The organism is Actinokineospora sp. PR83, assembly GCF_021056305.1.
Lineage (GTDB): Bacteria > Actinomycetota > Actinomycetes > Mycobacteriales > Pseudonocardiaceae > Actinokineospora > Actinokineospora spheciospongiae.
Genome location: NZ_JAJCXD010000027.1, coordinates 53,027 through 74,966 on the forward strand (window position 1 = coordinate 53,027; position 21,940 = coordinate 74,966).

General features: G+C 72.6%; 22 protein-coding genes. 10 read left to right on the forward strand and 12 right to left on the reverse strand.

Features of this window, described 5'->3' with window-relative positions; all coding sequences use genetic code 11:
- Nucleotides 1-231: 231 nt before the first annotated feature.
- Nucleotides 232-1,167 (forward strand): diacylglycerol kinase family protein, encoded by a 936-nt coding sequence (locus L6E12_RS09965; protein WP_236227614.1) that lies wholly within the window; start codon nt 232-234, stop codon nt 1,165-1,167.
- Nucleotides 1,168-1,457: 290 nt separating this feature from the next.
- Nucleotides 1,458-1,712: a WhiB family transcriptional regulator gene (locus L6E12_RS09970; protein ID WP_035282140.1), complete on the forward strand. Its 255-nt coding sequence runs from the start codon at nt 1,458-1,460 to the stop codon at nt 1,710-1,712.
- 129 nt (nt 1,713-1,841) lie between these two features.
- Here L6E12_RS09970 and L6E12_RS09975 read toward each other — a convergent pair whose 3' ends face one another.
- On the reverse strand, nt 1,842-3,362 hold the full coding sequence (locus tag L6E12_RS09975) for a PAS domain-containing sensor histidine kinase (RefSeq protein ID WP_236227615.1): 1,521 nt from the start codon (nt 3,360-3,362) through the stop codon (nt 1,842-1,844).
- A 255-nt stretch (nt 3,363-3,617) separates the two neighbouring features.
- On the opposite strand from L6E12_RS09975, the gene L6E12_RS35675 reads away from it, so the two are divergent.
- Nucleotides 3,618-3,692 carry a 50S ribosomal protein bL37 gene (locus L6E12_RS35675; protein WP_096498094.1) on the forward strand — a complete coding sequence of 25 codons (75 nt, stop codon included), beginning with the start codon at nt 3,618-3,620 and terminating at the stop codon, nt 3,690-3,692.
- A gap of 67 nt (nt 3,693-3,759) precedes the next feature.
- Here L6E12_RS35675 and rsrA read toward each other — a convergent pair whose 3' ends face one another.
- Nucleotides 3,760-4,092: a mycothiol system anti-sigma-R factor gene (rsrA, locus tag L6E12_RS09980; protein ID WP_035282136.1), complete on the reverse strand. Its 333-nt coding sequence runs from the start codon at nt 4,090-4,092 to the stop codon at nt 3,760-3,762.
- Nucleotides 4,089-4,703 (reverse strand): sigma-70 family RNA polymerase sigma factor, encoded by a 615-nt coding sequence (locus tag L6E12_RS09985; RefSeq protein WP_035282134.1) that lies wholly within the window; start codon nt 4,701-4,703, stop codon nt 4,089-4,091. Before L6E12_RS09985 ends, rsrA begins: the two co-directional genes overlap by 4 nt.
- A gap of 190 nt (nt 4,704-4,893) precedes the next feature.
- Here L6E12_RS09985 and ybaK point away from each other — a divergent pair, with 190 nt between their 5' ends.
- Nucleotides 4,894-5,373, forward strand: coding sequence for a Cys-tRNA(Pro) deacylase (gene ybaK, locus L6E12_RS09990; RefSeq protein WP_236227616.1), 480 nt, complete (start codon nt 4,894-4,896; stop codon nt 5,371-5,373).
- Between the two features lie 40 nt (nt 5,374-5,413).
- Here the strand turns inward: ybaK and rsgA are convergent, their stop codons facing one another.
- Nucleotides 5,414-6,439 carry a ribosome small subunit-dependent GTPase A gene (gene rsgA / locus L6E12_RS09995; RefSeq protein WP_236227617.1) on the reverse strand — a complete coding sequence of 342 codons (1,026 nt, stop codon included), beginning with the start codon at nt 6,437-6,439 and terminating at the stop codon, nt 5,414-5,416.
- Between the two features lies 1 nt (nt 6,440).
- Nucleotides 6,441-7,712, reverse strand: coding sequence for a 3-phosphoshikimate 1-carboxyvinyltransferase (gene aroA, locus L6E12_RS10000; protein WP_236227618.1), 1,272 nt, complete (start codon nt 7,710-7,712; stop codon nt 6,441-6,443).
- A 102-nt stretch (nt 7,713-7,814) separates the two neighbouring features.
- Between aroA and L6E12_RS10005 the strand changes: the two genes are divergently transcribed.
- The 3 genes from L6E12_RS10005 to L6E12_RS10015 all read left to right on the forward strand — a co-directional run bounded on the left by L6E12_RS10005 (nt 7,815) and on the right by L6E12_RS10015 (nt 10,135).
- Nucleotides 7,815-8,573 (forward strand): SOS response-associated peptidase, encoded by a 759-nt coding sequence (locus L6E12_RS10005; RefSeq protein WP_236227619.1) that lies wholly within the window; start codon nt 7,815-7,817, stop codon nt 8,571-8,573.
- Nucleotides 8,570-9,181 (forward strand): alpha/beta family hydrolase, encoded by a 612-nt coding sequence (locus tag L6E12_RS10010; RefSeq protein ID WP_236227620.1) that lies wholly within the window; start codon nt 8,570-8,572, stop codon nt 9,179-9,181. Before L6E12_RS10005 ends, L6E12_RS10010 begins: the two co-directional genes overlap by 4 nt.
- Before the next feature lie 123 nt (nt 9,182-9,304).
- Nucleotides 9,305-10,135: a hypothetical protein gene (locus L6E12_RS10015; protein WP_236227621.1), complete on the forward strand. Its 831-nt coding sequence runs from the start codon at nt 9,305-9,307 to the stop codon at nt 10,133-10,135.
- Nucleotides 10,136-10,251: 116 nt separating this feature from the next.
- On the opposite strand, the gene pruA is transcribed toward L6E12_RS10015, so the two are convergent.
- The 3 genes from pruA to L6E12_RS10030 all read right to left on the reverse strand — a co-directional run bounded on the left by pruA (nt 10,252) and on the right by L6E12_RS10030 (nt 13,917).
- The gene (pruA, locus tag L6E12_RS10020; protein ID WP_236227622.1) at nt 10,252-11,880 is read right to left on the reverse strand and encodes an L-glutamate gamma-semialdehyde dehydrogenase; all 1,629 of its coding nucleotides are present in this window, start codon (nt 11,878-11,880) and stop codon (nt 10,252-10,254) included.
- A gap of 105 nt (nt 11,881-11,985) precedes the next feature.
- Nucleotides 11,986-12,489, reverse strand: a complete 504-nt coding sequence (locus tag L6E12_RS10025) for a hypothetical protein (protein WP_236227650.1) — start codon at nt 12,487-12,489, stop codon at nt 11,986-11,988.
- An 18-nt stretch (nt 12,490-12,507) separates the two neighbouring features.
- A complete protein-coding gene (locus L6E12_RS10030; RefSeq protein WP_236227623.1) occupies nt 12,508-13,917 on the reverse strand; it encodes a wax ester/triacylglycerol synthase family O-acyltransferase in 1,410 nt (469 codons plus the stop codon).
- 81 nt (nt 13,918-13,998) lie between these two features.
- Between L6E12_RS10030 and L6E12_RS10035 the strand changes: the two genes are divergently transcribed.
- Nucleotides 13,999-14,757 (forward strand): TrmH family RNA methyltransferase, encoded by a 759-nt coding sequence (locus L6E12_RS10035; RefSeq protein ID WP_374201857.1) that lies wholly within the window; start codon nt 13,999-14,001, stop codon nt 14,755-14,757.
- A gap of 20 nt (nt 14,758-14,777) precedes the next feature.
- Here the strand turns inward: L6E12_RS10035 and L6E12_RS10040 are convergent, their stop codons facing one another.
- Nucleotides 14,778-15,143 carry an HAD-IA family hydrolase gene (locus L6E12_RS10040; protein WP_236227624.1) on the reverse strand — a complete coding sequence of 122 codons (366 nt, stop codon included), beginning with the start codon at nt 15,141-15,143 and terminating at the stop codon, nt 14,778-14,780.
- A gap of 88 nt (nt 15,144-15,231) precedes the next feature.
- On the opposite strand from L6E12_RS10040, the gene L6E12_RS10045 reads away from it, so the two are divergent.
- Entirely contained in the window at nt 15,232-15,696 is a 465-nt protein-coding gene (locus tag L6E12_RS10045; RefSeq protein WP_236227625.1) for an Rv3235 family protein, read from the forward strand.
- 293 nt (nt 15,697-15,989) lie between these two features.
- Complete coding sequence (locus tag L6E12_RS10050) at nt 15,990-16,538, forward strand: GNAT family N-acetyltransferase (RefSeq protein ID WP_236227626.1); 549 nt, start codon at nt 15,990-15,992, stop codon at nt 16,536-16,538.
- A 302-nt stretch (nt 16,539-16,840) separates the two neighbouring features.
- On the opposite strand, the gene secA is transcribed toward L6E12_RS10050, so the two are convergent.
- From secA to L6E12_RS10065, 3 genes are all read right to left on the reverse strand, one after another.
- A complete protein-coding gene (gene secA / locus L6E12_RS10055; protein ID WP_236227627.1) occupies nt 16,841-19,810 on the reverse strand; it encodes a preprotein translocase subunit SecA in 2,970 nt (989 codons plus the stop codon).
- A 236-nt stretch (nt 19,811-20,046) separates the two neighbouring features.
- The gene (gene hpf, locus L6E12_RS10060) at nt 20,047-20,715 is read right to left on the reverse strand and encodes a ribosome hibernation-promoting factor, HPF/YfiA family (RefSeq protein WP_236227628.1); all 669 of its coding nucleotides are present in this window, start codon (nt 20,713-20,715) and stop codon (nt 20,047-20,049) included.
- 522 nt (nt 20,716-21,237) lie between these two features.
- On the reverse strand, nt 21,238-21,882 hold the full coding sequence (locus L6E12_RS10065) for a ComF family protein (RefSeq protein WP_236227629.1): 645 nt from the start codon (nt 21,880-21,882) through the stop codon (nt 21,238-21,240).
- Between the last annotated feature and the right edge of the window lie 58 nt (nt 21,883-21,940).

Below are 21,940 nucleotides of genomic sequence, written 5' to 3' on the forward strand. Positions count from 1 at the left end.
ATCAGGGGTGTCACACCTCGCGGAGCGATGAGCAGACGGTCGTCTGGGTGCACTCGTCGGATCGGGAGGCGCCGCAGCGGAAGGAGCGTCGGACTCGGTCACGGATGAGCGAAGTGGTGCCTGCTGAGCGTCACGGTCGACCCGGGTGGCTGACCCCGGTTCGGTGGCGGATTCACCCCGTGGTGGCGGGCGACGTCCGCGACGGTGCGGATGCCGGCTTACCCTGCGGTAATGCGAGCAGTTCTCGTGGTGAACCCGAAGGCCACCGCCACCACCCCGGCGGGCCGGGACGTGCTGGCGAGCGCGCTGGCCAGCGCGGTGAAGCTCGACGTGGTGGAGACCGACTACCGGGGCCACGCGCAGGCCGCCGCCGCGCAGGCCGCCGTCGACGGCGCGCACCTGGTGGTCGCGCACGGCGGTGACGGGACGGTCAACGAGGTCGTCAACGGCCTGCTGGCCGCCGGTCCCCGGTCGGACACCCCCATGCTGGGCGTGGTGCCCGGCGGTTCCGCCAACGTGTTCGCGCGCGCCCTGGGGCTGCCGCGCAACCCGGTGGAGGCGACGCACGTGCTGCTCCGCGCGCTGGCGCGGGAGCGGACGCGGCGGGTCGGGCTGGGCCGGGTGGAGGCCGACGGTGACGGCGGCGCGCACCGGTGGTTCACCTTCAACGCGGGCATGGGCTGGGACGCCGACGTGGTCGAGCGGGTCGCCCGCAAGCGCGGCAAGAAGGCCACCACCTCGCTCTACGCGCGCTCGGCGCTGGCCAGGTACGTGCGCCCCGGCCGGGGTCGGCCCGCGCTCACCCTGGAGATCCCCGGTGAGGCGCCGATCGAGGGGTTGCGGTTGGCGTTCGTGTCGAACACCGACCCGTGGACCTACCTCAACAGCCGCCCGATCCGGCTCAACCCCGGCTGCACCTTCGAGGGCGGGCTGGGGCTGTTCGCGCTGCGGTCGCTGAGCGTGCCGACGGTGCTGGGGGCGTTCCGGCGGGCGCTGAGCACTGCCGACAAGCAGCACGGCAAGCGCCTGGTGCGCCGCGACGACATCCCCGGCGTCGTGGTCACCTCGGCGGAGCCGGTGCGGTTGCAGTGCGACGGAGACCTGCTCGGGGAGCGGAAGCGAGTGGTTTTCACCGCTGTTCCGGACGCGCTGACAGTCGTTGTTTGAGGTTCTGGGGGCCCGGGTAGGTCTTTGGGCGTACACAGATCCACAACTCCAGATGCTCGCTGTTGTCAGACGCCCCGACCGGGGGTCCACAGCCGTGTTACGGCCGTGATCAAATCGTTGCTCTCGGTCGCCACAGGGCGCTGACGTGGATCTTTCGGGTGAGTTCACTCACCGGGGTCAGAACAACCCTTGACATCCGCTGAGTTCGTGAAACCATTCACAAGCACCCCGACGACCGGATGACGACTAGAGGCACGCCATTGCGCGCCTTGAGCGAGGAGCAAGTAGAAATGGACTGGCGCCACCGCGCGGCCTGCCGTGACGAGGACCCCGAACTGTTCTTCCCCGTGGGGACGAGTGGTCCAGCGGTTCTGCAGGTCTCCGAGGCGAAGGCCGTTTGCCACCGCTGCCCCGTCGCCTCCAACTGCCTGTCCTGGGCACTCGAGAGCGGCCAGGATGCTGGCGTTTGGGGCGGAATGAGTGAGGACGAGCGTCGTGCGCTGAAGCGCCGCAACGCTCGTACCCGGGCACGCAGCAACGCCTGAGCTTCCGCACAACACAAACGCGTAGAAGGTCGATCACCGAGAAATCGGTGATCGACCTTCTTGCCTTTTACCAACTCTTTCCCCGAATCGGGGAAAGCCCCTAACCGGCCCGATCCCCTAATGCGATCCCTAACCGCGGCGGTGGGAAAGGGGAACGCGCAGCACCGCCTCGGTGCCCGCGCGGTCCCGGCGGCTCAGCGACAGCGTGCCGCGCAGCTCCGATTCCATCAGCGTGCGCACGATCTGCAGGCCGAGCCCGTTCGCCCGCTCCAGGGAGAAGCCGCGCGGCAGGCCCCTGCCGTCGTCGGCGACCACCACGTCCAGCCAGCGGGCCGAGCGGGTGGCGGTCACGACCACCTCGCCGGAGTGCCCGGCCGGGTAGGCGTGCTCGACGGCGTTCTGGATCAGCTCGGTCAGGATCATGACCAGCGGGGTGGCGGTCTCGGCCGCGACCACGCCGAACTGGCCGCTCTTGCGGACCTTCACCTGGCTCTCGGCCGCGGCCACGTCCCCGATGACCGGGATGACCTTGTCGATCAGCTCGTCGAGGTCCACCCGCTCGTCCACCGAGGTGGACAGGGTCTCGTGCACCATGGCGATCGCGGCGACCCGGCGGACCGACTCGGCCAGCGCCTCCTTGGCCTCCGGCGAGTTCGTCCGCCGCGACTGCAGCCGCAGCAGCGCGGCGACGGTCTGGAGGTTGTTCTTCACCCGGTGGTGGATCTCGCGGATCGTGGCGTCCTTGGACATCAGCGCCCGGTCGCGCCTGCGCACCTCGGTGACGTCGCGGCAGAGGATCAGCGCGCCCGCGGGCTTGCCGCCGGGGCGCAGCGGCAGCGCCCGGAACAGCACCGCCGCCCCGCGCCGCGACTCCGCCTCGGTGCGCATGCTGGGCTGCCCGTCGAGGGCCATCAGGATCCGCTGGGCGACCTCGGTGGCGTCGAACGGGTCGGCGATCAGCGACCGGGTCAGCGGGGCCAGCCGCACCCCGACCAGGTCGGCGGCGTGGCCCATCCGGTGGTAGGCCGACAGCGCGTTGGGGCTGGCGAACACGACCGCGCCGCTGGTGTCGAGCCGGATCAGGCCGTCGCCGACGCGGGGGCTGGTGTGCACGTCCGGGGAGGGTTCGGCGGTGGGGAAGGTGCCGTCGCCGACCATGTGGCACAGGTCGCCCGCGATGCCCAGGTAGGCGATCTCCAGGCCGCTGGGCACCCGGGGCACGGCGAGGTTGGTCTCCCGGGACAGGATGCCCACGACCTCGCCGCCGAAGCTGACCGGCACCGCCTCGCGGCGCACCGGCACCCCCAGGTACCAGCGCGGGTCCTCCTCGCGGCAGATTCGGCGCTCGGCGGCGGCGCGGCGCAGCTGCGGGTTCTCCCTGGCGTCGGTGTGGCTGCCCACCACGTCCTCCGGGTGGGCGGTCGGGGCGGTGGTGGGCCGCGCCTGGGCCACGCAGATGTAGCGGTCCCCGGCCTCGGGGTCGGCCGCGGCGGCACCGTCGGACTCCTCGGTCACCTTGACCCAGAGCAGGAAGTCGGCGAAGGACAGGTCGGACAGCAGTTGCCACTCGGCGACGACCAGTTGCAGGTGGTCGACGGCGCCACCGGAGAGGCCGGTGTGCTCGGCGAGCAGGTCAGAGAGCGTGGACACGCGACTCCGCGGGGGTTTCGAGGGGACTGGCTCCAGGACGACCACGGTGCCACCCGCCACCGCGCGCTGTCCCCCGGGTGCGACGACCGTCATCACCCCGGCGACGGGCCCGCCGCGGGGCGGGTGTGGTCGCGCGCATCGTCGCACGACCGGCCCAGCCGGGGCGGGGATGAGCGGCATGGCAAAATCGTGGCCAGCGGCGTGGGAACTGCTGTCGCAGGCGTCCCGCGTCAATCCCGAGTCAAGGAGGCACCCATGTCGAAGCGCGCCCGCAAGCGTCGCGACCGCAAGAAGGGTGGCGCGAACCACGGTAAGCGCCCCAACGCCTGAGCGGTCGCCTCAGACGTGCGAAGGCCCCCGGCGCAACCGCGCCGGGGGCCTTCGCACGTCCGGGGGTTCAGTCCTCGGTGGTGGTCTCGACCGTGGTCGTCGTCTCGACCGTGGTGGTCCTGGTGACCGTGACCGACCCGCCGTGGTCGATCACCGACTGCCGGATCGAGGCGCGCAGCCGGGCGCGGAACTCGTCCGGAGCCTGGTCGCCGCCGCACTTGCGGGCCAGCAGGACCTTGAGGTGCTCCTCGACGCCGTACTGCTCCAGGCAGGGCCTGCACTCCTCGAGGTGCTTGGCCAGCAGGTCGCGCTTGTCGCTGCCGCACTCGCGGTCGAGGAAGACCCAGACGTCGGCCAGCACCTCGGAGCAGTTCGTCTCGTGCTCTCCGCCGCAGTTCACGACCCCGCCACCTCCCCGGAGCGCACGAACCCGCGTTCCCTGGCCACCCCGGCGAGCAGGTCGCGAAGCTGGCGGCGGCCTCGGTGCAGGCGGGACATGACGGTGCCGATGGGCGTGCCCATGATGTCGGCGATCTCCTTGTAGGCGAAGCCCTCGACGTCGGCGAGGTAGACCGCCAGCCGGAACTCCTCGGGCAACTGCTGCAGCGCCTGCTTGACGTCGTCGTCCGGCAGCAGGTCCATCGCCTCGACCTCGGCGGAGCGCAGCCCGCTTGAGGTGTGGTTCTCGGCCTTGGCGAGCTGCCAGTCGGTGATCTCGTCGGTCGGCGACTGCAGCGGTTGCCGCTGCCGCTTGCGGTAGCCGTTGATGTAGGTGTTGGTGAGGATGCGGTACAGCCACGCCTTGAGGTTGGTGCCCGCGGAGAACGACTCGAAGGCCGCGTAGGCCTTGAGGTAGGTCTCCTGCACCAGGTCCTCGGCGTCGGCCGGGTTGCGCGTCATCCGCAGGGCGGCGGAGTAGAGCTGGTCGAGCAGCGGCATGGCGTCGCGCTCGAACCGCTCCGCCCGCTGGGCGGGTGTCTCGGTGTGGGGCTGGGTCTCGGTGCGGGGCACCGCACTCCCTTCGGCGGCTCGCGCTCCCGTGCTCAGGTGCGCATACGGCTGCACCGAGCTTACTCGGCTGTCGTCGCGCCTGCCCGGCCCGGAGCGTGAACTCGGCCTCCTGCTCTGCCTGATCAGCTCGGTCTGCACACCTGGCACAACGCCGCGGGGGCGGCGCGCATTCCGCGCTAGGGTGCCGCCCGTGGCAGGACGAGGAACCCCGGCGACCGCGCTGCTGGCCAAGCGCGGGATCACCCACCAGGTGCACAGCTACGAACACGACCCGAGGGCGGAGTCCTACGGGCTGGAGGCGGCCGAGGCGCTGGGCGTCGAGCCGTCGCGGGTGTTCAAGACGCTGCTGGCCGACGTCGACGGGGCGCTGGTGGTCGGGATCGTGCCGGTGGACGCCCAGCTCGACCTCAAGGCGCTGGCGGCGGCGGTCGGCGGGAAGAAGGCGCGGATGGCCGAGGTGGCCGCCGCCGAGCGCTCGACCGGGTACGTGGCGGGCGGGATCTCACCGCTGGGGCAGAAGAAGCATCTGCGGACGGTTCTCGACACCTCGGCGCTGGCGTTCCCGACCGTGTTCTGCTCGGGCGGGCGGCGCGGGCTGGAGATCGAGCTGGCCTCGGCCGACCTGGTCGCGCTGACCAGGGCGGTGACGGCGGCCATCGCCGCGCGCTGAGCCCGCGTCCACTCGTTCGGGTGAAGTTCCGCGCCCGCCGCTAGTCGGCGGCCGGGGCGGTGTCGTCCACGCCCGCCTTGGAACCGAGCAGGCGGCGCAGCGAGGCGAGGCGGCCGGGGGTGGCGGTGCCGTCGGCGACGACCGTGTCGAGCGCGCAGTCCGGGTCGGCGGGCGGGCCGAGGTGCCCGCAGCCCGAGGGGCACTCCTCGGCGGCCTCGACGAACTCCTCGAACGCGGAGACGATGTCGTTCGGTTCGATGTGGGCCAGGCCGAACGAGCGGATGCCGGGCGTGTCCACGATCCAGCCGCCCCCGGGCAGCGGCAGGGCCACCGCCGAGGTGGAGGTGTGTCGGCCCTTGCCGACGCCGCTGACGACGCCGACGGCCCGGAACGCGCTCGGCACCAGGCGGTTGACCAGGGTGGACTTGCCGACGCCGGAGTGGCCGACCATGGCCGAGACCTCGTCGCCGATCAGGGCGCGCAGTTCGGCGGGTTCCTCGTCGCGGCGGGTGATGACGACCGGGAGGTCCAGCTCGGCGTACTTGCCCAGCAGCTCCGCCGGGTCGGCGAGGTCGGACTTGGTCAGGCACAGGGTCGGTTGCAGGCCGCCCGCGAACGCCGCCACCAGGCAGCGGTCGATGAAGCCGGTGCGCGGCGGCGGGTCGGCCAGGGCGCAGACGATCAGCAGCCGGGCGGCGTTGGCGACGACGACGCGCTCGAACGGGTCGGTGTCGTCGGCGGTGCGGCGCAGGACGCTGGTGCGCTCGGCCACCCGCACGATCCTGGCCAGCGCGTCCGGGCCGCCGGAGGTGTCGCCGACGACGTCGACCCGGTCGCCGATGACCACCGGGGTGCGGCCCAGCTCGCGGGCCCGCATGGCGACCAGCAGCCGGTCCTTGTCGCCCTCGACCGCGCAGGTCCAGCGGCCCCGGTCCTTGCCGACGACCATGGCCGACAGGGCGTCGGCGTGCTCGGGGCGGCGCTTGCTGCGCGGTCGGGTGCCCCGGCCGGGGCGGACCCGGACGTCGGTCTCGTCGAGCCTGCTCCAGTCGCCGCGCCGGGACACCTCAGCCCCTCCCGCCGTCGAGCATGGCCGACCACATCGCGGGGAAGTCGGGCATGGTCTTGGCGGTGGTGGTGATGTCGTCGACGGTGACGCCGTCGACGACCAGGCCGACGATGGCGCCCGCGGTGGCCATCCGGTGGTCGGCGTAGGCGTGCCACCGGCCCGCCCGCAGCGGGCGCGGGCGGATGAGCAGGCCGTCCTCGGTCTCCTCCGCGTCGCCGCCGAGGCCGTTGACCTCGGCGACCAGGGCGGCCAGCCGGTCGGTCTCGTGGCCGCGCAGGTGCGCGATGCCGCGCAGCCGCGACGGGCCGTCGGCCAGCGCGGCGAGCGCGGCCACGGTGGGGGTCAGCTCGCCGACGTCGTGCAGGTCGATGTCGACGCCGCCGAGCCGGTCCGGGCCGCGCACGGTGAGGCGGCCGTCGGCCAGGTCGACCTCGGCGCCCATCAGCTTGAGGATCTGCCGGATCTCGTCGCCGGGCTGGGTGGTGCGCGCGGGCCAGCCGGTGACGGTGACCTCCCCGCCGGTGACCGCGGCGGCGGCCAGGAAGGGGGTGGCGTTGGACAGGTCGGGCTCGACGACCCAGTCGACCGGGGCGATCGGGCCGGGCTCGACCCGCCAGGTGTTCGGCTCGGAGTCGTCGACGGACACGCCCGCGGCGCGCAGCATCTCCACGGTCATGTCGATGTGCGGCAGCGACGGCACCGGTTCGCCGTCGTGGTGCACGGTCAGCCCGTCGTCGTAGGCGGCGCCGGAGAGCAGCAGGCCGGAGACGAACTGGGAGGACGCCGAGGCGTCGATGGTGACCGCGCCGCCGGGCAGGTGGCCGCGGCCGCGGATGGCGAACGGCAGCCCGTCGCCGTCGACGTCGGCGCCCAGGGCGCGCAGCGCGTCGAGCACGGTGCCCATCGGCCGCTCCCTGGCCCGCGGGTCGCCGTCGAAGTCGACCCGGCCCTCGGCCAGCGCGGCGACCGGGGGCACGAACCGCATGACCGTGCCCGCGAGCCCGCAGTCGACCAGGGCCGGGCCGGTCAGCGCGGTGTGGGCGCCGGTGCGCACGGTGGTGCCGTCGGAGTCCACCGGGACGCCGAGGGCGACCAGCGCGGCGATCATCAGGTCGGCGTCGCGGCTGCGCAGCGCCCCGGTGACGGTGGTCGGGCGGCGGCTCAGCGCGGCCAGCACCAGGGCCCGGTTGGTGATGGACTTGGAGCCGGGGACGGTGACGGTGGCGTGCACGGGGGCCGGGGCGAGCGGCGCTGACCAGGACTGCGACATGGGCTGATCCTCCCGCACCCCGGCCACCACCGGGTGACCGGCTCGACCCGCCCCGGCGGGCGTGCCACGATTCGACTGGCCCCGATCGGAGGGAGGACGACTGTGTGCGGCAGGTACGCGGCCTCGAAGGACCCTGCGGCGCTGGCGGCCGAGTTCGACGCCGTCGACGCCACCGGGGAGCCGGACCGGCGGCCGGACTACAACGTGGCGCCGACCAAGGACGTGGTCGCGGTGGTGCAGCGGCACCCGCGCGACGCCGAGGGCACCGTGGACGACAGCACCACCGAGCGCACCCTGCGGGTCATGAAGTGGGGCCTGGTGCCCTCCTGGGCCAAGGACGCCTCCGGCGGCGCGAAGATGATCAATGCCAGGGCCGAGACCGCGGCCGAGAAGCCCTCGTTCAAGAAGTCGCTGGCCCAGCGCCGCTGCATCGTCCCCGCCGACGGCTGGTACGAGTGGCGCCGCGACGGCAAGGCCAAGCAGCCGTACTACACGACCGGCCCGGACGACGACAGCCTGGCCATGGCGGGCCTGTGGACGACCTGGCGGGACCGGGCCGACCCCGACTCGGGGGTCCTCATCACCTTCGCGGTGCTGACCACGGCCGCCGTCGGCCCGCTCGCCGACCTGCACGACCGGATGCCGCTGCTGCTGCCCCGCGACCACTGGGACGGCTGGCTCGACCCGGACCGGGCGGAGGTGTCCGAACTGCTCGTGCCGCCGACCCCCGAGCTGGTCGGCACCCTGGAGATCCGGCCGGTGTCACCGGCGGTCAACAGCGTCCGCAACAACGGCGCCGACCTGCTGCGCCGCGTCGACCCCGGCGCCGGGGCGGGCGAACCGGCGCTGTTCGGCTCGTGACCACCCTGCAGGTCGACACCCCGCACGGCCCGGCCAGGGCCGAGCTGCACTGCGCCGCCGAGGGCCGGGCGGCGCTGCTGCTCGGGCACGGCGCGGGCGGCGGCATCAGCGCCCCCGACCTGGTCGCCGCCACCCACGGCGCCACCGGCGCCGGGGTGCACGTGGCCCTGGTCGAACAGCCGTACCGGGTCGCCGGGCGACGCGCCCCCGCCCCGGCCCGCCAGCTCGACGCGGCCTGGCTGGCGGTCGCGGCGGCCCTGGGCGAGCAGTGGTTCGCCGGGCTGCCGCTGCTGTTCGGCGGCCGGTCGTCCGGGGCCAGGGTCGCCTGCCGGACCTCGGCCGAGGGCGAGGCGGTGGGGGTGCTGTGCCTGGCGTTCCCGGTGCACCCGCCGGGCAAGCCGGAGAAGACCCGGCAGCCGGAGCTGGACGCGGTGCCGGTCCCGACCCTGGTGGTGCAGGGTCTGGCGGACCCGTTCGGGCAGCCCGCCCCCGCCCCGCACCGGGAGGTCGTGTCGCTGCCGGGCGACCACTCGCTCAAGCGCGAGTCCCCCGAGCTGGCGCGGGCCGTGGCCGGGTGGCTGGACCGCGTCCTGCGGCCGTTGGACTGAGATCACACCGGTTGGTGGTTAACGGACAACCACGGTGCGGCGACTCCCCTCGAAGACGGGCGCGATCGGACAGAACCGATCGGCGTTTCCGTGCGTCTACTCCGTGACAAAGCGGATGAACACATGCTGAAGGGTTTCTCCATGGGCAAGACCAGGCTGATGGTCGCAGGGGCACTGCTGGCCACGCTGACCCTGACGGCGTGCAACGCGAAGGAGTCCGGCACCGCCGCTCCCGCGGGCGCGCCGTCCTCCGACACCAAGCCGACCAGCACCGGCTTCGACAGCCTCAAGTCCCTCGCCGCCGCGGTGAAGGACAAGAGCACCAACGCCAAGAGCGCCCACATCACCATGACCGGCAGCGCGGGCGGCCAGGCGATCGACGGCGAGGGCGACTTCAGCTTCGCGGGCGCGGACACGGCCATGCAGATGACCATGACCACCCCCCAGGGTGACATGACCATGGTCTTCGCCGACAAGACCTTCTACATGAAGCTGCCCACCGAGGTGGCCCCGGGCAAGCCCTGGATCAAGATCACCCCCGGTGGTGACGACCCCATGTCCAAGGCGCTGGGCGACTCCCTGGACTCGATCAGCGCATCGGACCCGCGCGAGGCCCTCGCCAAGATCGTCGACGCGGGCGAGATCTCGAAGTCGGAGAAGGTCGAGCTCAACGGCGAGCAGACCACCCACTACTCCATCGTCGTCGACGTCGCGAAGCTCACCGCCGAGTCCGGCTACGACGAGCAGACCCGCAAGCAGATGCAGGCCGCGGGCGTCAAGGAACTCCCGATGGAGATCTGGGTCAACGGCGACGACCTCCCGGTCCGCGTGATCACCACCGTGCCGGTCGAGGGCGCGGGCGAGGTCAAGATGCAGGCGGACTACACCGACTGGGGCAAGGACGTCACCATCCAGGCGCCGGACCCCTCGCAGGTCGGCACGCTGGGCGGCTGACCGCCGGTTCCACCAGGGCCTCGCGGGACTCCGGTCCCGCGAGGCCCTTTCGCGTGGAGGGGCTGTGCCGGGTCGCGCACCCGGCACCGGCCGACCACCCGGCGACCGCCGCCGGGTCAGCCCATGTGCGGGTAGCGGTGGTCGGTCGGGGGCACGAAGGTCTCCTTGATGGAGCGGGGGCTCACCCAGCGCTGGAGGTTGTGGATGGAGCCCGCCTTGTCGTTGGTGCCCGAGGCGCGGCCACCGCCGAAGGGCTGCTGGCCCACGACCGCCCCGGTGGGCTTGTCGTTGACGTAGAAGTTGCCCGCCGAGAAGCGCAGGGCCCGGTGGGCCTGCTCGACGGCGGCGCGGTCGGTGGCGAAGACCGCGCCGGTCAGCGCGTAGGGGGACGAGGTGTCGACCAGTTCGAGGACCTTGGCGAAGTCGGCGTCGGAGTAGACGTGCACGGCCAGGATGGGACCGAAGTACTCGGTGGTGAAGACGTCCTGGAGCGGGTCGCTGCCGACCAGGACCGTGGGCTGGACGAAGTAGCCGGTGCTGTCGTCTGCGGTGCCGCCCGCGAGGACCTCCAGAGAGGAGTTGGCGGCAGCCGCCTCCAGGGCCCGCTTGTGCTTGGCGAACGCCCGAGCGTCGATGACCGCCCCGCCGAAGTGGGAGAAGTCGGTGACGTCGCCGTAGGAGAGGGAGGCGGTGACGTCGGCGAGGTGGTCGCGGACCCCGCCGTCCCAGAGGGAGCGGGGCAGGTAGGCGCGGGAGGCCGCCGAGCACTTCTGGCCCTGGTACTCGAAGGCGCCGCGGACGAGGCCGTTGACCAGGGCCGCCGGGTCGGCGGAGGGGTGGGCGACGACGAAGTCCTTGCCGCCCGTCTCGCCGACGATGCGCGGGTAGGAGCGGTAGGTGTCGAGGTTGTCGCCGATGCGGCGCCACAGGTGCTTGAAGGTGGGGGTGGAGCCGGTGAAGTGCAGGCCCGCGAAGTCCGGGTCGGCCAGGGCGACCTCGCTCAGGGCCGCGCCGTCGCCGGTGACCATGTTGATCACGCCGGGGGGCAGGCCCGCGGCCTCCAGCAGGCGCATCGTGAAGTGGGCAGCAAGCTGCTGGGTGGGCGAGGGCTTCCAGACCACCGTGTTGCCCATCAGGGCGGGGGCGGTGGGGAGGTTGCCCGCGATGGCGGTGAAGTTGAACGGGGTGATCGCGGTGACGAACCCGTCCAGCGGGCGGTGGTCGGTGCGGTTCCAGGTGCCGGGGGCCGACACCGGCTGCTCCTCGACGATCCGCCGGGCGAAGGCCACGTTGTGGCGCCAGAAGTCGATCAGCTCGCAGGCGGAGTCGATCTCGGCCTGCTGCACGGACTTGGACTGGCCCAGGATCGTCGCGGCGTTCAGCGTGTCGCGCCACGGCCCGGCGAGCAGGTCGGCGGCGCGCAGCAGGACGGCGGCGCGCTCGTCGAAGGGCAGCGCCCGCCAGTCGGGGGCGGCCTGCTTGGCCGCGGTGACCGCGTCGGCCACGTCGGCGTGGGTGGCCTGGGCGGTGACGCCGAGGACGTGCCGGTGGTCGTGCGGTTGGACCACGTCCAGGCGGTCACCGGCGGCCATCCGCCGCCGCCCGCCGATGGTCATGGTCAGCTCGGCCCGCTCCCCCTCCAGCTCCGCGACCCTGGCCGCCAGCGACTCGCGCTCGGGGCTGCCGGGGGCGTAGGTGCCGATCGGCTCGTTGATCGGGGTGGGCACGGACGTGACGGCGTCCATCGTGTGGCTCGCCTCCTGCTCTGGCTCGGCTGCCGGGTTTGTGACCCGCTCGCCGACATGGTGTCACGCCCCGGCGGGGTGGGCGCGGAACCATCCACAGGGGGCTCAGAGCAGTTCGAGCAGGAAGGGCAGCTCCTGGGCGGCGTACCAGGCCAGGTCGTGGTCCTCGGCGTCGCCGAGGGTGAACTCGGCGTCGGGGTCGCCCAGGTCGGCGGCGTCGATGACGGCGGCGGCGGCGCGGACCGCGGGCTCGGCGTCCTCGGTGTCGAAGTGGACGGCGGCGACGGCCTTGAGCGGGACCGGCCCCGCCAGCTTCACCACCGAGTGGTCCAGGTCCGGGCGCAGCACGGCGCCGTCGACGTCGGCGGAGACCACGGCGCGGCGCATCAGGGTGTCGGGGTCGGCGTCCAGTTCGGCCTGGAGCAGGCGCAGCGAGGCGCGAGCGGCGTCGAGCATGGCGGCGTACTCCAGCTCCTCGTCGCCGCCGGTGGCGTAGGACTCGCGCAGGGCCGGGGTGAGCGCGAACGCGGTGCCGCCGATGGCGGCCAGTTCGCCCCCGTCGTTGAGCGCGCGCAGCATGGACACCGTCGCGGGCAGGTAGACCCTCAAGATCATCACGCTTTCAGTTCAAGCTCGCGCTGTCGTCAGCAGTTCCTCGACGGACTCTTCCAGCATCCGGGCGAGCACGTCCACGTCGGACATGGCGCTGCGGTCGCCGGTGAGCCCGAAGTACACCCCGCCGTCGTAGGAGGTGACCCCGATGGCCAGGGCCTGGTGCTTGTTCAGGGGCATGACCGGGAACATCTCGGTCATCCGCGCGGTGCCCGCGTACAGCGGGATCTGCGGCCCCGGCACGTTGGTCACCACCAGGTTGAAGATCCGCTGCGAGAACGACGCCGCCGCCCGCGCGCCCAGCGAGTGCAGGGTGGGCGGGGCGAAGCCGCCGACCCGCAGCAGCGCCGAGGCGGCCACCGAGCGGACCGAGTCGTTGTGCGCGCGCAGGGCGTGGCTGACGTGGTGCAACCGGACGAACGGGTTGGGCTCGCCGACCGGCAGGTCGACCAGTTGGGCGGTCACCTGGTTGCCGAGCATCCCCGGCACCGTGCCGTCGCCCACCTCGTCGCGCACCGCCAGCGGAACCAGCGCCCGGACCACCGTGGAGGAGGTGATCTGCTCGCCGCGGGAGAGCAGCCACGAGCGCAGCGCGCCCGCGACCACGGTGAGGATGACGTCGTTGACCGTGCCGCCGTGCACGGCGCGGACGCCGCGCAGGTCGGCCAGCCGGGCCCGGGCCACCGCGAACAGCCTGGCCTTGCCGACGGTGGCGTTGAGCGGGCCCGACGGCGCCGGGCGGGCGGCGATGCCGATGGCCGACACCAGCGTCTCCACCGCCCCGGCCACCTTCTGCGTGGTGGCCACCGCGTCGGTCACCGCCGAGCGCACGTTCTCCACCAGCTCGCGCGGCCTGCGCACGGTCTCGAACACGGCGTCGAGCAGCAGCCGGGGGCCGCCGGGCTCGCGGCGCGGCAGCCACGGCTCCTCGGCGTGCTCCTCCGGCGCCTGCGGCGCCGCGTCCAGGATGACCTGGCCGAAGTCGATCGTGCGGACCCCGTCGACCAGGGCCTGGTGGGTCTTGGTGACCAGCGCGACGTGCCCGCCCGCCAACCCCTCCACCAGGTACATCTCCCACAGCGGCCGGTTCTGGTCCAGCGGCCGCGCCAGCAGCCGCCCGACCAGGTCGAACAGCTGCTCGTCGCTGCCGGGGCGGGGCAGCGCGGAGCGGCGCACGTGGTAGGCGACGTCGAAGTCCGGGTCGTCCACCCACACCGGCCTGGCCAGGTGCCCGGGCACCCCGACGACCTTCTGCCGGTAGCGCGGCACCAGCGCCAGCCGCTGCTCGACCAGCGTGACCAGTTGCGCGTAGCTGAACCCGGACCGGGGGCGCCGGAACACCGCGACGCCGCCCACGTGCATCGGCGTCACCGGGTCCTCCAGGTAGAGGAACGACGCGTCGAGGGCGGACAGTCGGTCGGGCATGCCCTCGATCCTGGCACACCGGACCGCCGATCACGTGACGCGTGACCGGTGCGTGGGCAGGGTCATGCCAGACTGCACGGCGTGTCGCAGGAGCCCTCCCCCAAAGACCGCTTCGTCACCGTCTACGGCCGCAAGCCGGTGCTGGAGGCGCTGGCCGACCCCCGGCTGTCGGTGGACAAGGTCGTGCTGGCCGACAACGCCCGCGGCGCCGCCGCCCGGGAGATCCTGGACGCGGCCCGCGACCGCGGGGTCCCGGTGCAGCGGGCGACCGCGCAGCGGGTGAAGGTGTTGGCGGGCAACGGCAAGCAGGACCAGGGTGTGCTGGCCGACGTGGTGGCCCCGCGGATGCGCAGGCTGGCCGACGCGCTGGCGGCGAGGTCGGCGCCCCGGTCGGTGCTGCTGCTCGACGGGGTGACCACGCCCGCGAACGTCGGGATGATCCTGCGCACGGCCACGGCGGCCGGGATCGGCGGCATCGTGGTGCCCCGGCGCGGGGTGGCCTCGATCGACCCGCTGGTGGTCAAGGCCTCGGCCGGGGTGGCGTTCACCGCTCCGGTGCTGCGCTGCCACACCGCCGAGGAGGCCGCGGCCGAGCTGCGCTCCGCCGGGTACCCGCTGTTCGCCATGGACGCCGGGGCGCGCAGGTCGGTGTTCGACGCGGAGATCCCCGAACGGGTGGCGTTCGTGCTGGGCAGCGAGACGGCGGGGGTGGGCGAGGGGGTGCGCCCGCACGTCAACCGGTGGGTGTCGATCCCGATGAGCGGCGGGGTGGAGTCGCTGAACGTGGCGAGCGCGGCGGCCGTGCTGTGCTTCGAACTCGTGCGCCGCTCGACCCGGTAGCCGCTCCGCCCGCCTGCGGCTCAGCCCAGCAACACCGCCAATTCCTCCACTGTGGACTCCACCGACCGGTGGTGCACACCGGTCATGCCGACCGCGGCGGCACCCCGGACGTACTCGGCGACGTCGTCGACGAACACGCACCGCCGCGGCGCCACCCCGAGCCGGGCCGCGGCGACCAGGTAGACCTCCGGGTGCGGCTTGCCGGTGCCCACCTCACCGGAGGTGACCACCGCGTCGAACAGGTCCGGCAGACCGGCGGGCGCGCGGTCCGCATTGGACACGAGCGCGGTCTTGAGCCCCCGGGCCCTGGCGTCCGCCACCACCCGCGCCATCCCCGCGTCGGTGAACGTCCCGGCGTAGTCCACGAGCAGCGCCCCGTACTCCACGGCAACCCCTTTCAGGTGACATCGGTCCCCCCGCGCGGGCCCGCCCCCTCTGTCCGGCGACATCACCGGATTAGGGGGAGGAAACACCATGGTGCGCCTGAGCATCCTGCCGGAGTACGGCGAACCGGAGGAGCCGTGGTCCACACCGACACCAGCGCCGGAACGGGCGGTGGCGGCCCTGGCCCGCCCCCCGCACGGCCCACCCGCCCGCGACGAACCCGGACCCGACCGGGACACCCTGCGCAGGCTGCTGACCGTGCTGCTGGAGGTCTTCGACGGGAAGCGGCACCCCGAACAGCTACGCGGGGCGGTGGTCGGCCCGGTCTACGAGGCGCTGCTGACCAGGTGGCGGGCGGCCGGGCGGCAGCGGCACCGGCTGGTGTCGCTGCACACCTGCCGGGTCGCGCCGGGGGCGATCGAGCTGAGCGCGTCGGTGCGGGTGGTGGTGCCGGGGCGGGAGCAGTGGCGGGTGCAGGCGGTCGCCGGGCGGATGGAGGCGGTTGACGGGCAGTGGCGGTGCGTGGCGCTGCGAGTGCTGCTGCCCGCGCGGTGAGTTGCGGGGACCAGTCGCCGGGATCCCGGTTGGCGTGCGGTCTGCTCGACCCCGTCCTTGCAGCCGGGTTTCGCTGGTGCGCCCGGCGGGGTGGCCGGTTGTCGCTGCGCCGAGGGGTTCGGCGTGGCCGGTCACCGGGCCGGTGGGGCGGGGCGGTCGGCGGCTGCGCCGATGGGGTTCAGCGCAGCCGGTGGTGGGGGTGGTGTCCGCGGTGACCGGAGCAAGCGCTTGCCGGGGCTGGTCCGGGGTGGTCAGGCTGGTGGTGGGGTGGGTTCGCTGGGAGGATGCTCCGGGTGAGCGGTGTGCGGCTGGTGCCGTGGGCCGAGGATGACCTGGCGCTGCTGCACCGGTGCAACTCGGCGGAGATGATGGCCTTCCTGGGTGGGCCGGTCGAACCAGGGGCGCTCGAACGGCGGCACCAGAACTACCTGGAACTGCCCTGGTCGGGCAAGGGCGCGATGTACCGGGTCGACCTGGAGGACGGGCGGGCGGCGGGGAGTGTCGGGCACTGGCTGACCGAGTGGCGGGGTGAGATCGTCTGGGAGACCGGGTGGATGGTGCTGCCCGGGTTCCAGGGGCGCGGGGTGGCCACCGCCGCCGCGCGGGCGGTCATCGCCCTGTTGCGGGAGACCGGTGGTCCTCGGTACCTGCACGCCTACCCGGTGGTGGGCAACGCCGCCTCCAACGCCGTCTGCCGGTCGGCCGGTTTCACCTCACGCGGTGAGTGCGATTTCGAGTACCCACCGGGCACCAGGATCCGCTGCCACGACTGGCGGGTGGACCTGGACCGGCCCGCCGTCCACGAGGTCACCGCCGACCAGCACGGCCGTCCTCGGCACTGAGCCGAAGGGTTGATCAGCGGGCACCCCGGCCGCACGCCGAACGACCGAGGCACCCAGCGGCGCTGATCGGCTGGGCCGCCCAGCCGCCCGCCCGCCACCGGTCCGACCACGCGAACCCGGGTGGGTGGATGCGCTCGACCGGCCGACCACCCCACCAACCGCAGGCGAGAAGACCGGCTCGCAGGCCCACCGGGCGCCCGATCGGGCTGCCCGGGTGCTCGGTTGCGCGCCGTGGGACCCGCGGAAAGCAGGAGTGGCGCGTCCGGCTCAGCCGGACGCGCCACTCCCGGGTCGGGGATCACTCAGCGGCGGGGGCCGCGGCGGCCCTTCTTGGCCTGGTCGCGGGCGGCCTGGCGGCGCTCGCGGCGGGAGCCGCTGCCGCCCGCCTCGTCGTCGGTGTTCTCCCTGCGGGATTCGACGCCGCCGGTTTCGGTGGGGCCGGAGTAGTTGAGCTGCTGGGTGGCCGGGCCGTCGAGGCCCTTTCCGCGCAGGGCGGGGGGCAGTTTCTCGGTGGCCGTGCCCGCGGCGGCCCGTTCGGCCTGGGCGCGCTCCTGGGCCTCGGCGGCGCGGGCCTGGCGGGCCTGGAGTTCGGCCTGGCGGGCCTTGGCGGCCGGGTCGACGGTGGGCACGGCGGACGGGGTGGCGGCTAGCTGGACCTGCTGGGGCTCGGGTTCGGCCTGCTCGACCTGGAGGTTGAACAGGAAGCCGACCGACTCCTCCTTGAGGGCGTCGAGCATGACGTGGAACATCTCGAAGCCCTCGCGCTGGTACTCGATCAGCGGGTCGCGCTGGGCCATCGCGCGCAGGCCGATGCCCTCCTTGAGGTAGTCCATCTCGTAGAGGTGCTCGCGCCACTTGCGGTCGAGGACCGAGAGCATGACCCGGCGCTCCAGTTCGCGCATGGCGCCCTCGCCGACGCGGCCGTCGATCTCGGCCTCGCGGGCGGCGTAGGCGTCGGTGGCGTCCTTGACCAGGGCGGCCAGGAGGTACTCGTGGTCGAGTTCGGCACCCTCCTCCTCGGCCCGCTCGACCAGGGTGTCCCACTTGACCGACACCGGGTAGAGGGCCTTGAGCGCCGACCACAGCTTCTGGTGGTCCCAGTCCTCGGCGTAGCCCTCGGCGGTGGCGCCGTTGACGTAGGCGGTGACCACGTCGACGATCATGTGCTCGATCTGCTCGCGCAGGTCCTCGCCGCGCAGCACCCGCTCGCGCTCGGCGTAGATCACCTTGCGCTGCTTGTTCATGACCTCGTCGTACTTGAGGACGTTCTTGCGGATCTCGAAGTTCTGCTGCTCGACCTGGGTCTGCGCGCTCTTGATCGCCCGGGTGACCATCTTGGCCTCGATCGGCTGGTCCTCGGGCACCTTGAGGGTGTCCATGACCCGCTCGACCATGCCCGCGTTGAACCGGCGCATCAGCTCGTCGCCCAGCGACAGGTAGAACCGGGACTCGCCCGGGTCGCCCTGGCGGCCGGAGCGGCCGCGCAACTGGTTGTCGATGCGGCGCGACTCGTGCCGCTCGGTGCCCAGCACGTAGAGCCCGCCCGCGGCGCGGACCTCGTCCTTCTCCGCGGCGACCTCGTCGTTGGCCTGGGCCAGCGCGTCCGGCAGGGCCGCGCGCCACTCCTCCGGGGTCTCCAGCGGGTCCAGGCCCTTGGCCCGCAGCCGCTCCTCGGCGATGTGCTCGGGGTTGCCGCCCAGGGCGATGTCGGTACCGCGACCGGCCATGTTCGTCGACACCGTGACCGCGCCCTTGTGGCCGGCCTGGGCGATGATCATGGATTCCTTCTCGTGGAACTTCGCGTTCAGCACGTTGTGCGGGATGCCCATCTTGACCAGCAGCTTCGACAGGTACTCCGACCGCTCGACGCTGGTGGTGCCGACCAGCACCGGCTGGCCCTTCTCGTGCCGCTCGGCGATGTCCTCGGCGACGGCGAGGAACTTGGCCTGCTCGGTCTTGTAGATCAGGTCGGGCTGGTCGATGCGGATCATGTCCCGGTTGGTCGGGATGGGGGTCACGCCGAGCTTGTAGGTGGTGTGGAACTCCGCCGCCTCGGTCTCGGCGGTACCGGTCATGCCGCAGAGCCGGTCGTAGAGGCGGAAGTAGTTCTGCAGGGTGATCGTGGCCAGCGTCTGGTTCTCGGCCTTGATCTCGACCTTCTCCTTGGCCTCGATCGCCTGGTGCATGCCCTCGTTGTAGCGGCGCCCGGCCAGGATGCGGCCGGTGAACTCGTCGACGATGAGGACCTCGCCGTCGCGGACGATGTAGTCCTTGTCCTTGGTGTAGAGCTCCTTGGCCTTGAGCGCGTTGTTCAGGTAGCCGACCAGCGGGGTGTTCGCGGCCTCGTAGAGGTTGTCGATGCCGAGCTGGTCCTCGACGAACCGGACGCCCTGGTCGGTGACCGCCACGGTGCGCTTGCGCACGTCGATCTCGTAGTGGTACTTCGACTCGATCTCGGCGGCCTTGGCGGTGCGGTCCTGCGTGCTAATGGTCGTGGTGTCGATGCCCTTCATCATGGGCATCAGCCGGGCGAACTCCTGGTACCAGCGCGAGGACTGGTCGGCCGGGCCGGAGATGATCAGCGGGGTGCGGGCCTCGTCGATCAGGATGGAGTCGACCTCGTCGACGATGGCGAAGAAGTGCCCGCGCTGGACCATGTCGTCCAGGCTCCAGGCCATGTTGTCGCGCAGGTAGTCGAAGCCGAACTCGTTGTTCGTGCCGTAGGTGATGTCGCAGAGGTAGGCCTCGCGGCGCTCGGCCGGGGTCATCTCCGACAGGATCGCGCCGACCTTGAGGCCGAGGAAGCGGTGCACCCGGCCCATCCACTCGGCGTCGCGGCGGGCGAGGTAGTCGTTGGTGGTGACGACGTGCACGCCCTCGCCCGCGAGGGCGTTGAGGTAGGCGGGCAGCACGCAGGTCAGGGTCTTGCCCTCACCGGTCTTCATCTCGGCGACCTGGCCGAGGTGCAGGGCGGCACCGCCCATGAGCTGGACCTTGAACGGGCGCTGGTTGAGCACCCGCTTGGCCGCCTCGCGGACCACCGCGAATGCCTCCGGCAGCAGGTCGTCGAGGGTCTCGGCGGCGTGCTCGCGCCCGTCGGCGTCGACGTACTCACCCCGGTAGCGCAGCTTGAACTCGTCGGTCTTGGCGCGCAGCTCATCGTCGGAGAGATCGAGGAGGTCGTCCTCCAGGGTTTCGATGTGCTCTGCGATATTGCGCAGTCGCTTGAGCATTTTGCCCTCGCCCGCGCGCAGAATTCGGGACAGCACCATCGGAGTCGACCTCGCTAGCTGATAGTCGTGCACCCGTGCGGGGCGCTCTTGTTGGCCATCGTAGGCAACCCGCCGCCCCGCGCGCACCGACGCACGTCGGCGGTGCGGGGCAGGGTACCCGGGCCGCCACCATCAGGGGGTCAACGCGTGGCTGTCCCGATCGGTTCCTGGGCACGCCGGTGCCCCGGGCGGTCGGCCCGGGGCACCGGTCTGGCGCGCTGGTCGGAGAGGGTCGCTCAGACGAGCCTGATCACGCCGTAGTCGAAGGCCCGCCGCCGGTAGACGACGCTGGGCAGGCCGGAGTCGACGTCGGAGAACAGGTAGAAGTCGTGGCCGACCAGCTCCATCTCGTAGAGGGCCTGGTCGACGCTCATCGGCTTGGCGGGGTGCTCCTTCTCCCGCACGACGCTGCCGGGCAGGTTGTCGGGCACGTCGTCCCAGTTCGGCTGCTCGGGCAGGTCGACACCATCGGAGTACTCGGGCGCGTCGAGCACGGCGGTGCGCCTGCCGTTGGCCTGGCCGCTGCCGTTGATCTCCTCGGTGAGGGCCTCGACCGTGCCGGAGGTGGCCTCGGCGACGGAGGCGGGGCTGCGGCGCCCGTGGTGCACGCGCCTGCGGTCGTGCAGGCGGCGGAGTCGGTTCTCCAGCTTGGCGACGGCCAGGTCCAGCGCGGCGTAGAAGTCGCCAGCGCAGGCCTCGGCGCGCACGGCCGGGCCCTTGCCCTTGCCGGTGATCTCGACGCGCTGGCAGTTCTTGGACTGCCTGCGGTTCGGTTCATGGAACAGCTCGACGTCGAAGCGGATGACCTTGCGGTCGTAGCGCTCCAGACGGGACAGCTTGTCCTCCACGTGTACCCGGTAGTGCTCGGGCACCTCGACGTTACGGCCCTTAACCACGATGTCCATACACGACCTCCCTCGCGGCTTGCGAGTGTTGGCTCCGCTGAAACTTCTCAGCGCCGGGATGGTCTGGATTCCAAGTCCAGAACAGGGCGCGACCTGCGAAGACGATCTCCGCGTGGTCAGCGCGCCACCGGCGCCAGGGTCATGGGCTACTCGCCTCCTCCCGCCGTCCGGAAACGGTGATAGCGCAGCACGTTAGCCCCGCGCGGCGCTTCGCAACAGCCCCTGGGACAGGGGTCCTCTGTCGGGGAGGGGATTTCACTGGGCGCGACGGATAAACCATGAAAAACAGGTTTGAACGCCACGGGACCCTCGATCGGGCGGGCGAGCTTTCACCCTGATGGCTCAGCACATGTGACCGTGCGACGGTGTACCAGCGTCCGAACCGGACGCTCGGACCGCCACCGCTCCGACCGACGTGCTCCGTGCTGAGCCGCATACCTGGCCAACGGCCCGGAACGCCCGGGGGTTCCCGCGGTGTTCACCTGATCGGTGTAGGCGCCATCCCGCCATGCGGGAACCCGATCACACGACCGCGGTGCAGGCGAGCACCGCGCGCACCCGGGTGCCCGCCCCCCGCAGCGCCCGGGTGCACGCCGCCGCGGTGGCCCCGGTGGTGATCACGTCGTCGAGGAGGACGACCGGGGCGCGCGGGGGCGGCAGCGCTCCCGGGAGGACGGTCAGGTGCCCGCGGAGGTTCTCGGCGCGGTCCGCGGCGCCGAGCCCCACCGAGTCGCGGGCACCGCGGGTGAGGCGGAGCGGGTGGGCCACCCGGGCCGGGTGCAGCCGGGCCACCCGCTCGGCGATGGCGGTCATGTGTGGACCGCCGCGGCGCCTGCTCGCGGCGCCGCGGGAGGGGGCCGGGACCAACCACAGTGGACCGGGGAACAGCCGGTGCAGCGCCGCGGCCAGCGCGACGGCCAGGACCGCCAGCAGGTCCCGCCTCCCCCGCTCCTTGGCCGCCAGCACGGCTCTGCGCGCCGCGCCCCGGTAGGCGCCCACGGCGAAGACCGGGAGACCCGGCGGCAGCCCCGGGCGGCGGACGGGGAACGGCGCGGCGAAGCAGGACGCGCAGTCGGGGCACCACGGGGTGCCGGGGCGGGAGCAGCCCGCGCAGCGGCGCGGGAGGAGCAGGTCCAGGACAGCGCCAAAGGTCATGTCGAAGGTCATGGGAAGAGGATGGCGCGGATCGCGGATTCGCGGGGAAAACCATCCACAGGCCCTTGAC

Bases quoted from the DNA above. Each gene is read 5' to 3' on its own strand.
- L6E12_RS09965 (WP_236227614.1), top strand. From the start codon at position 232: ATGCGAGCAGTTCTCGTGGTGAACCCGAAGGCCACCGCCACCACCCCG.
- L6E12_RS10015 (WP_236227621.1), top strand. From the start codon at position 9,305: ATGCTGAAGGGTTTCTCCATGGGCAAGACCAGGCTGATGGTCGCAGGG.
- pruA (WP_236227622.1), bottom strand. From the start codon at position 11,880: ATGGACGCCGTCACGTCCGTGCCCACCCCGATCAACGAGCCGATCGGC.
- L6E12_RS10045 (WP_236227625.1), top strand. From the start codon at position 15,232: ATGGTGCGCCTGAGCATCCTGCCGGAGTACGGCGAACCGGAGGAGCCG.
- L6E12_RS10065 (WP_236227629.1), bottom strand. From the start codon at position 21,882: ATGACCTTCGACATGACCTTTGGCGCTGTCCTGGACCTGCTCCTCCCG.
- L6E12_RS10030 (WP_236227623.1), bottom strand. From the start codon at position 13,917: ATGCCCGACCGACTGTCCGCCCTCGACGCGTCGTTCCTCTACCTGGAG.
- hpf (WP_236227628.1), bottom strand. From the start codon at position 20,715: ATGGACATCGTGGTTAAGGGCCGTAACGTCGAGGTGCCCGAGCACTAC.
- aroA (WP_236227618.1), bottom strand. From the start codon at position 7,712: ATGTCGCAGTCCTGGTCAGCGCCGCTCGCCCCGGCCCCCGTGCACGCC.
- secA (WP_236227627.1), bottom strand. From the start codon at position 19,810: ATGGTGCTGTCCCGAATTCTGCGCGCGGGCGAGGGCAAAATGCTCAAG.
- L6E12_RS09970 (WP_035282140.1), top strand. From the start codon at position 1,458: ATGGACTGGCGCCACCGCGCGGCCTGCCGTGACGAGGACCCCGAACTG.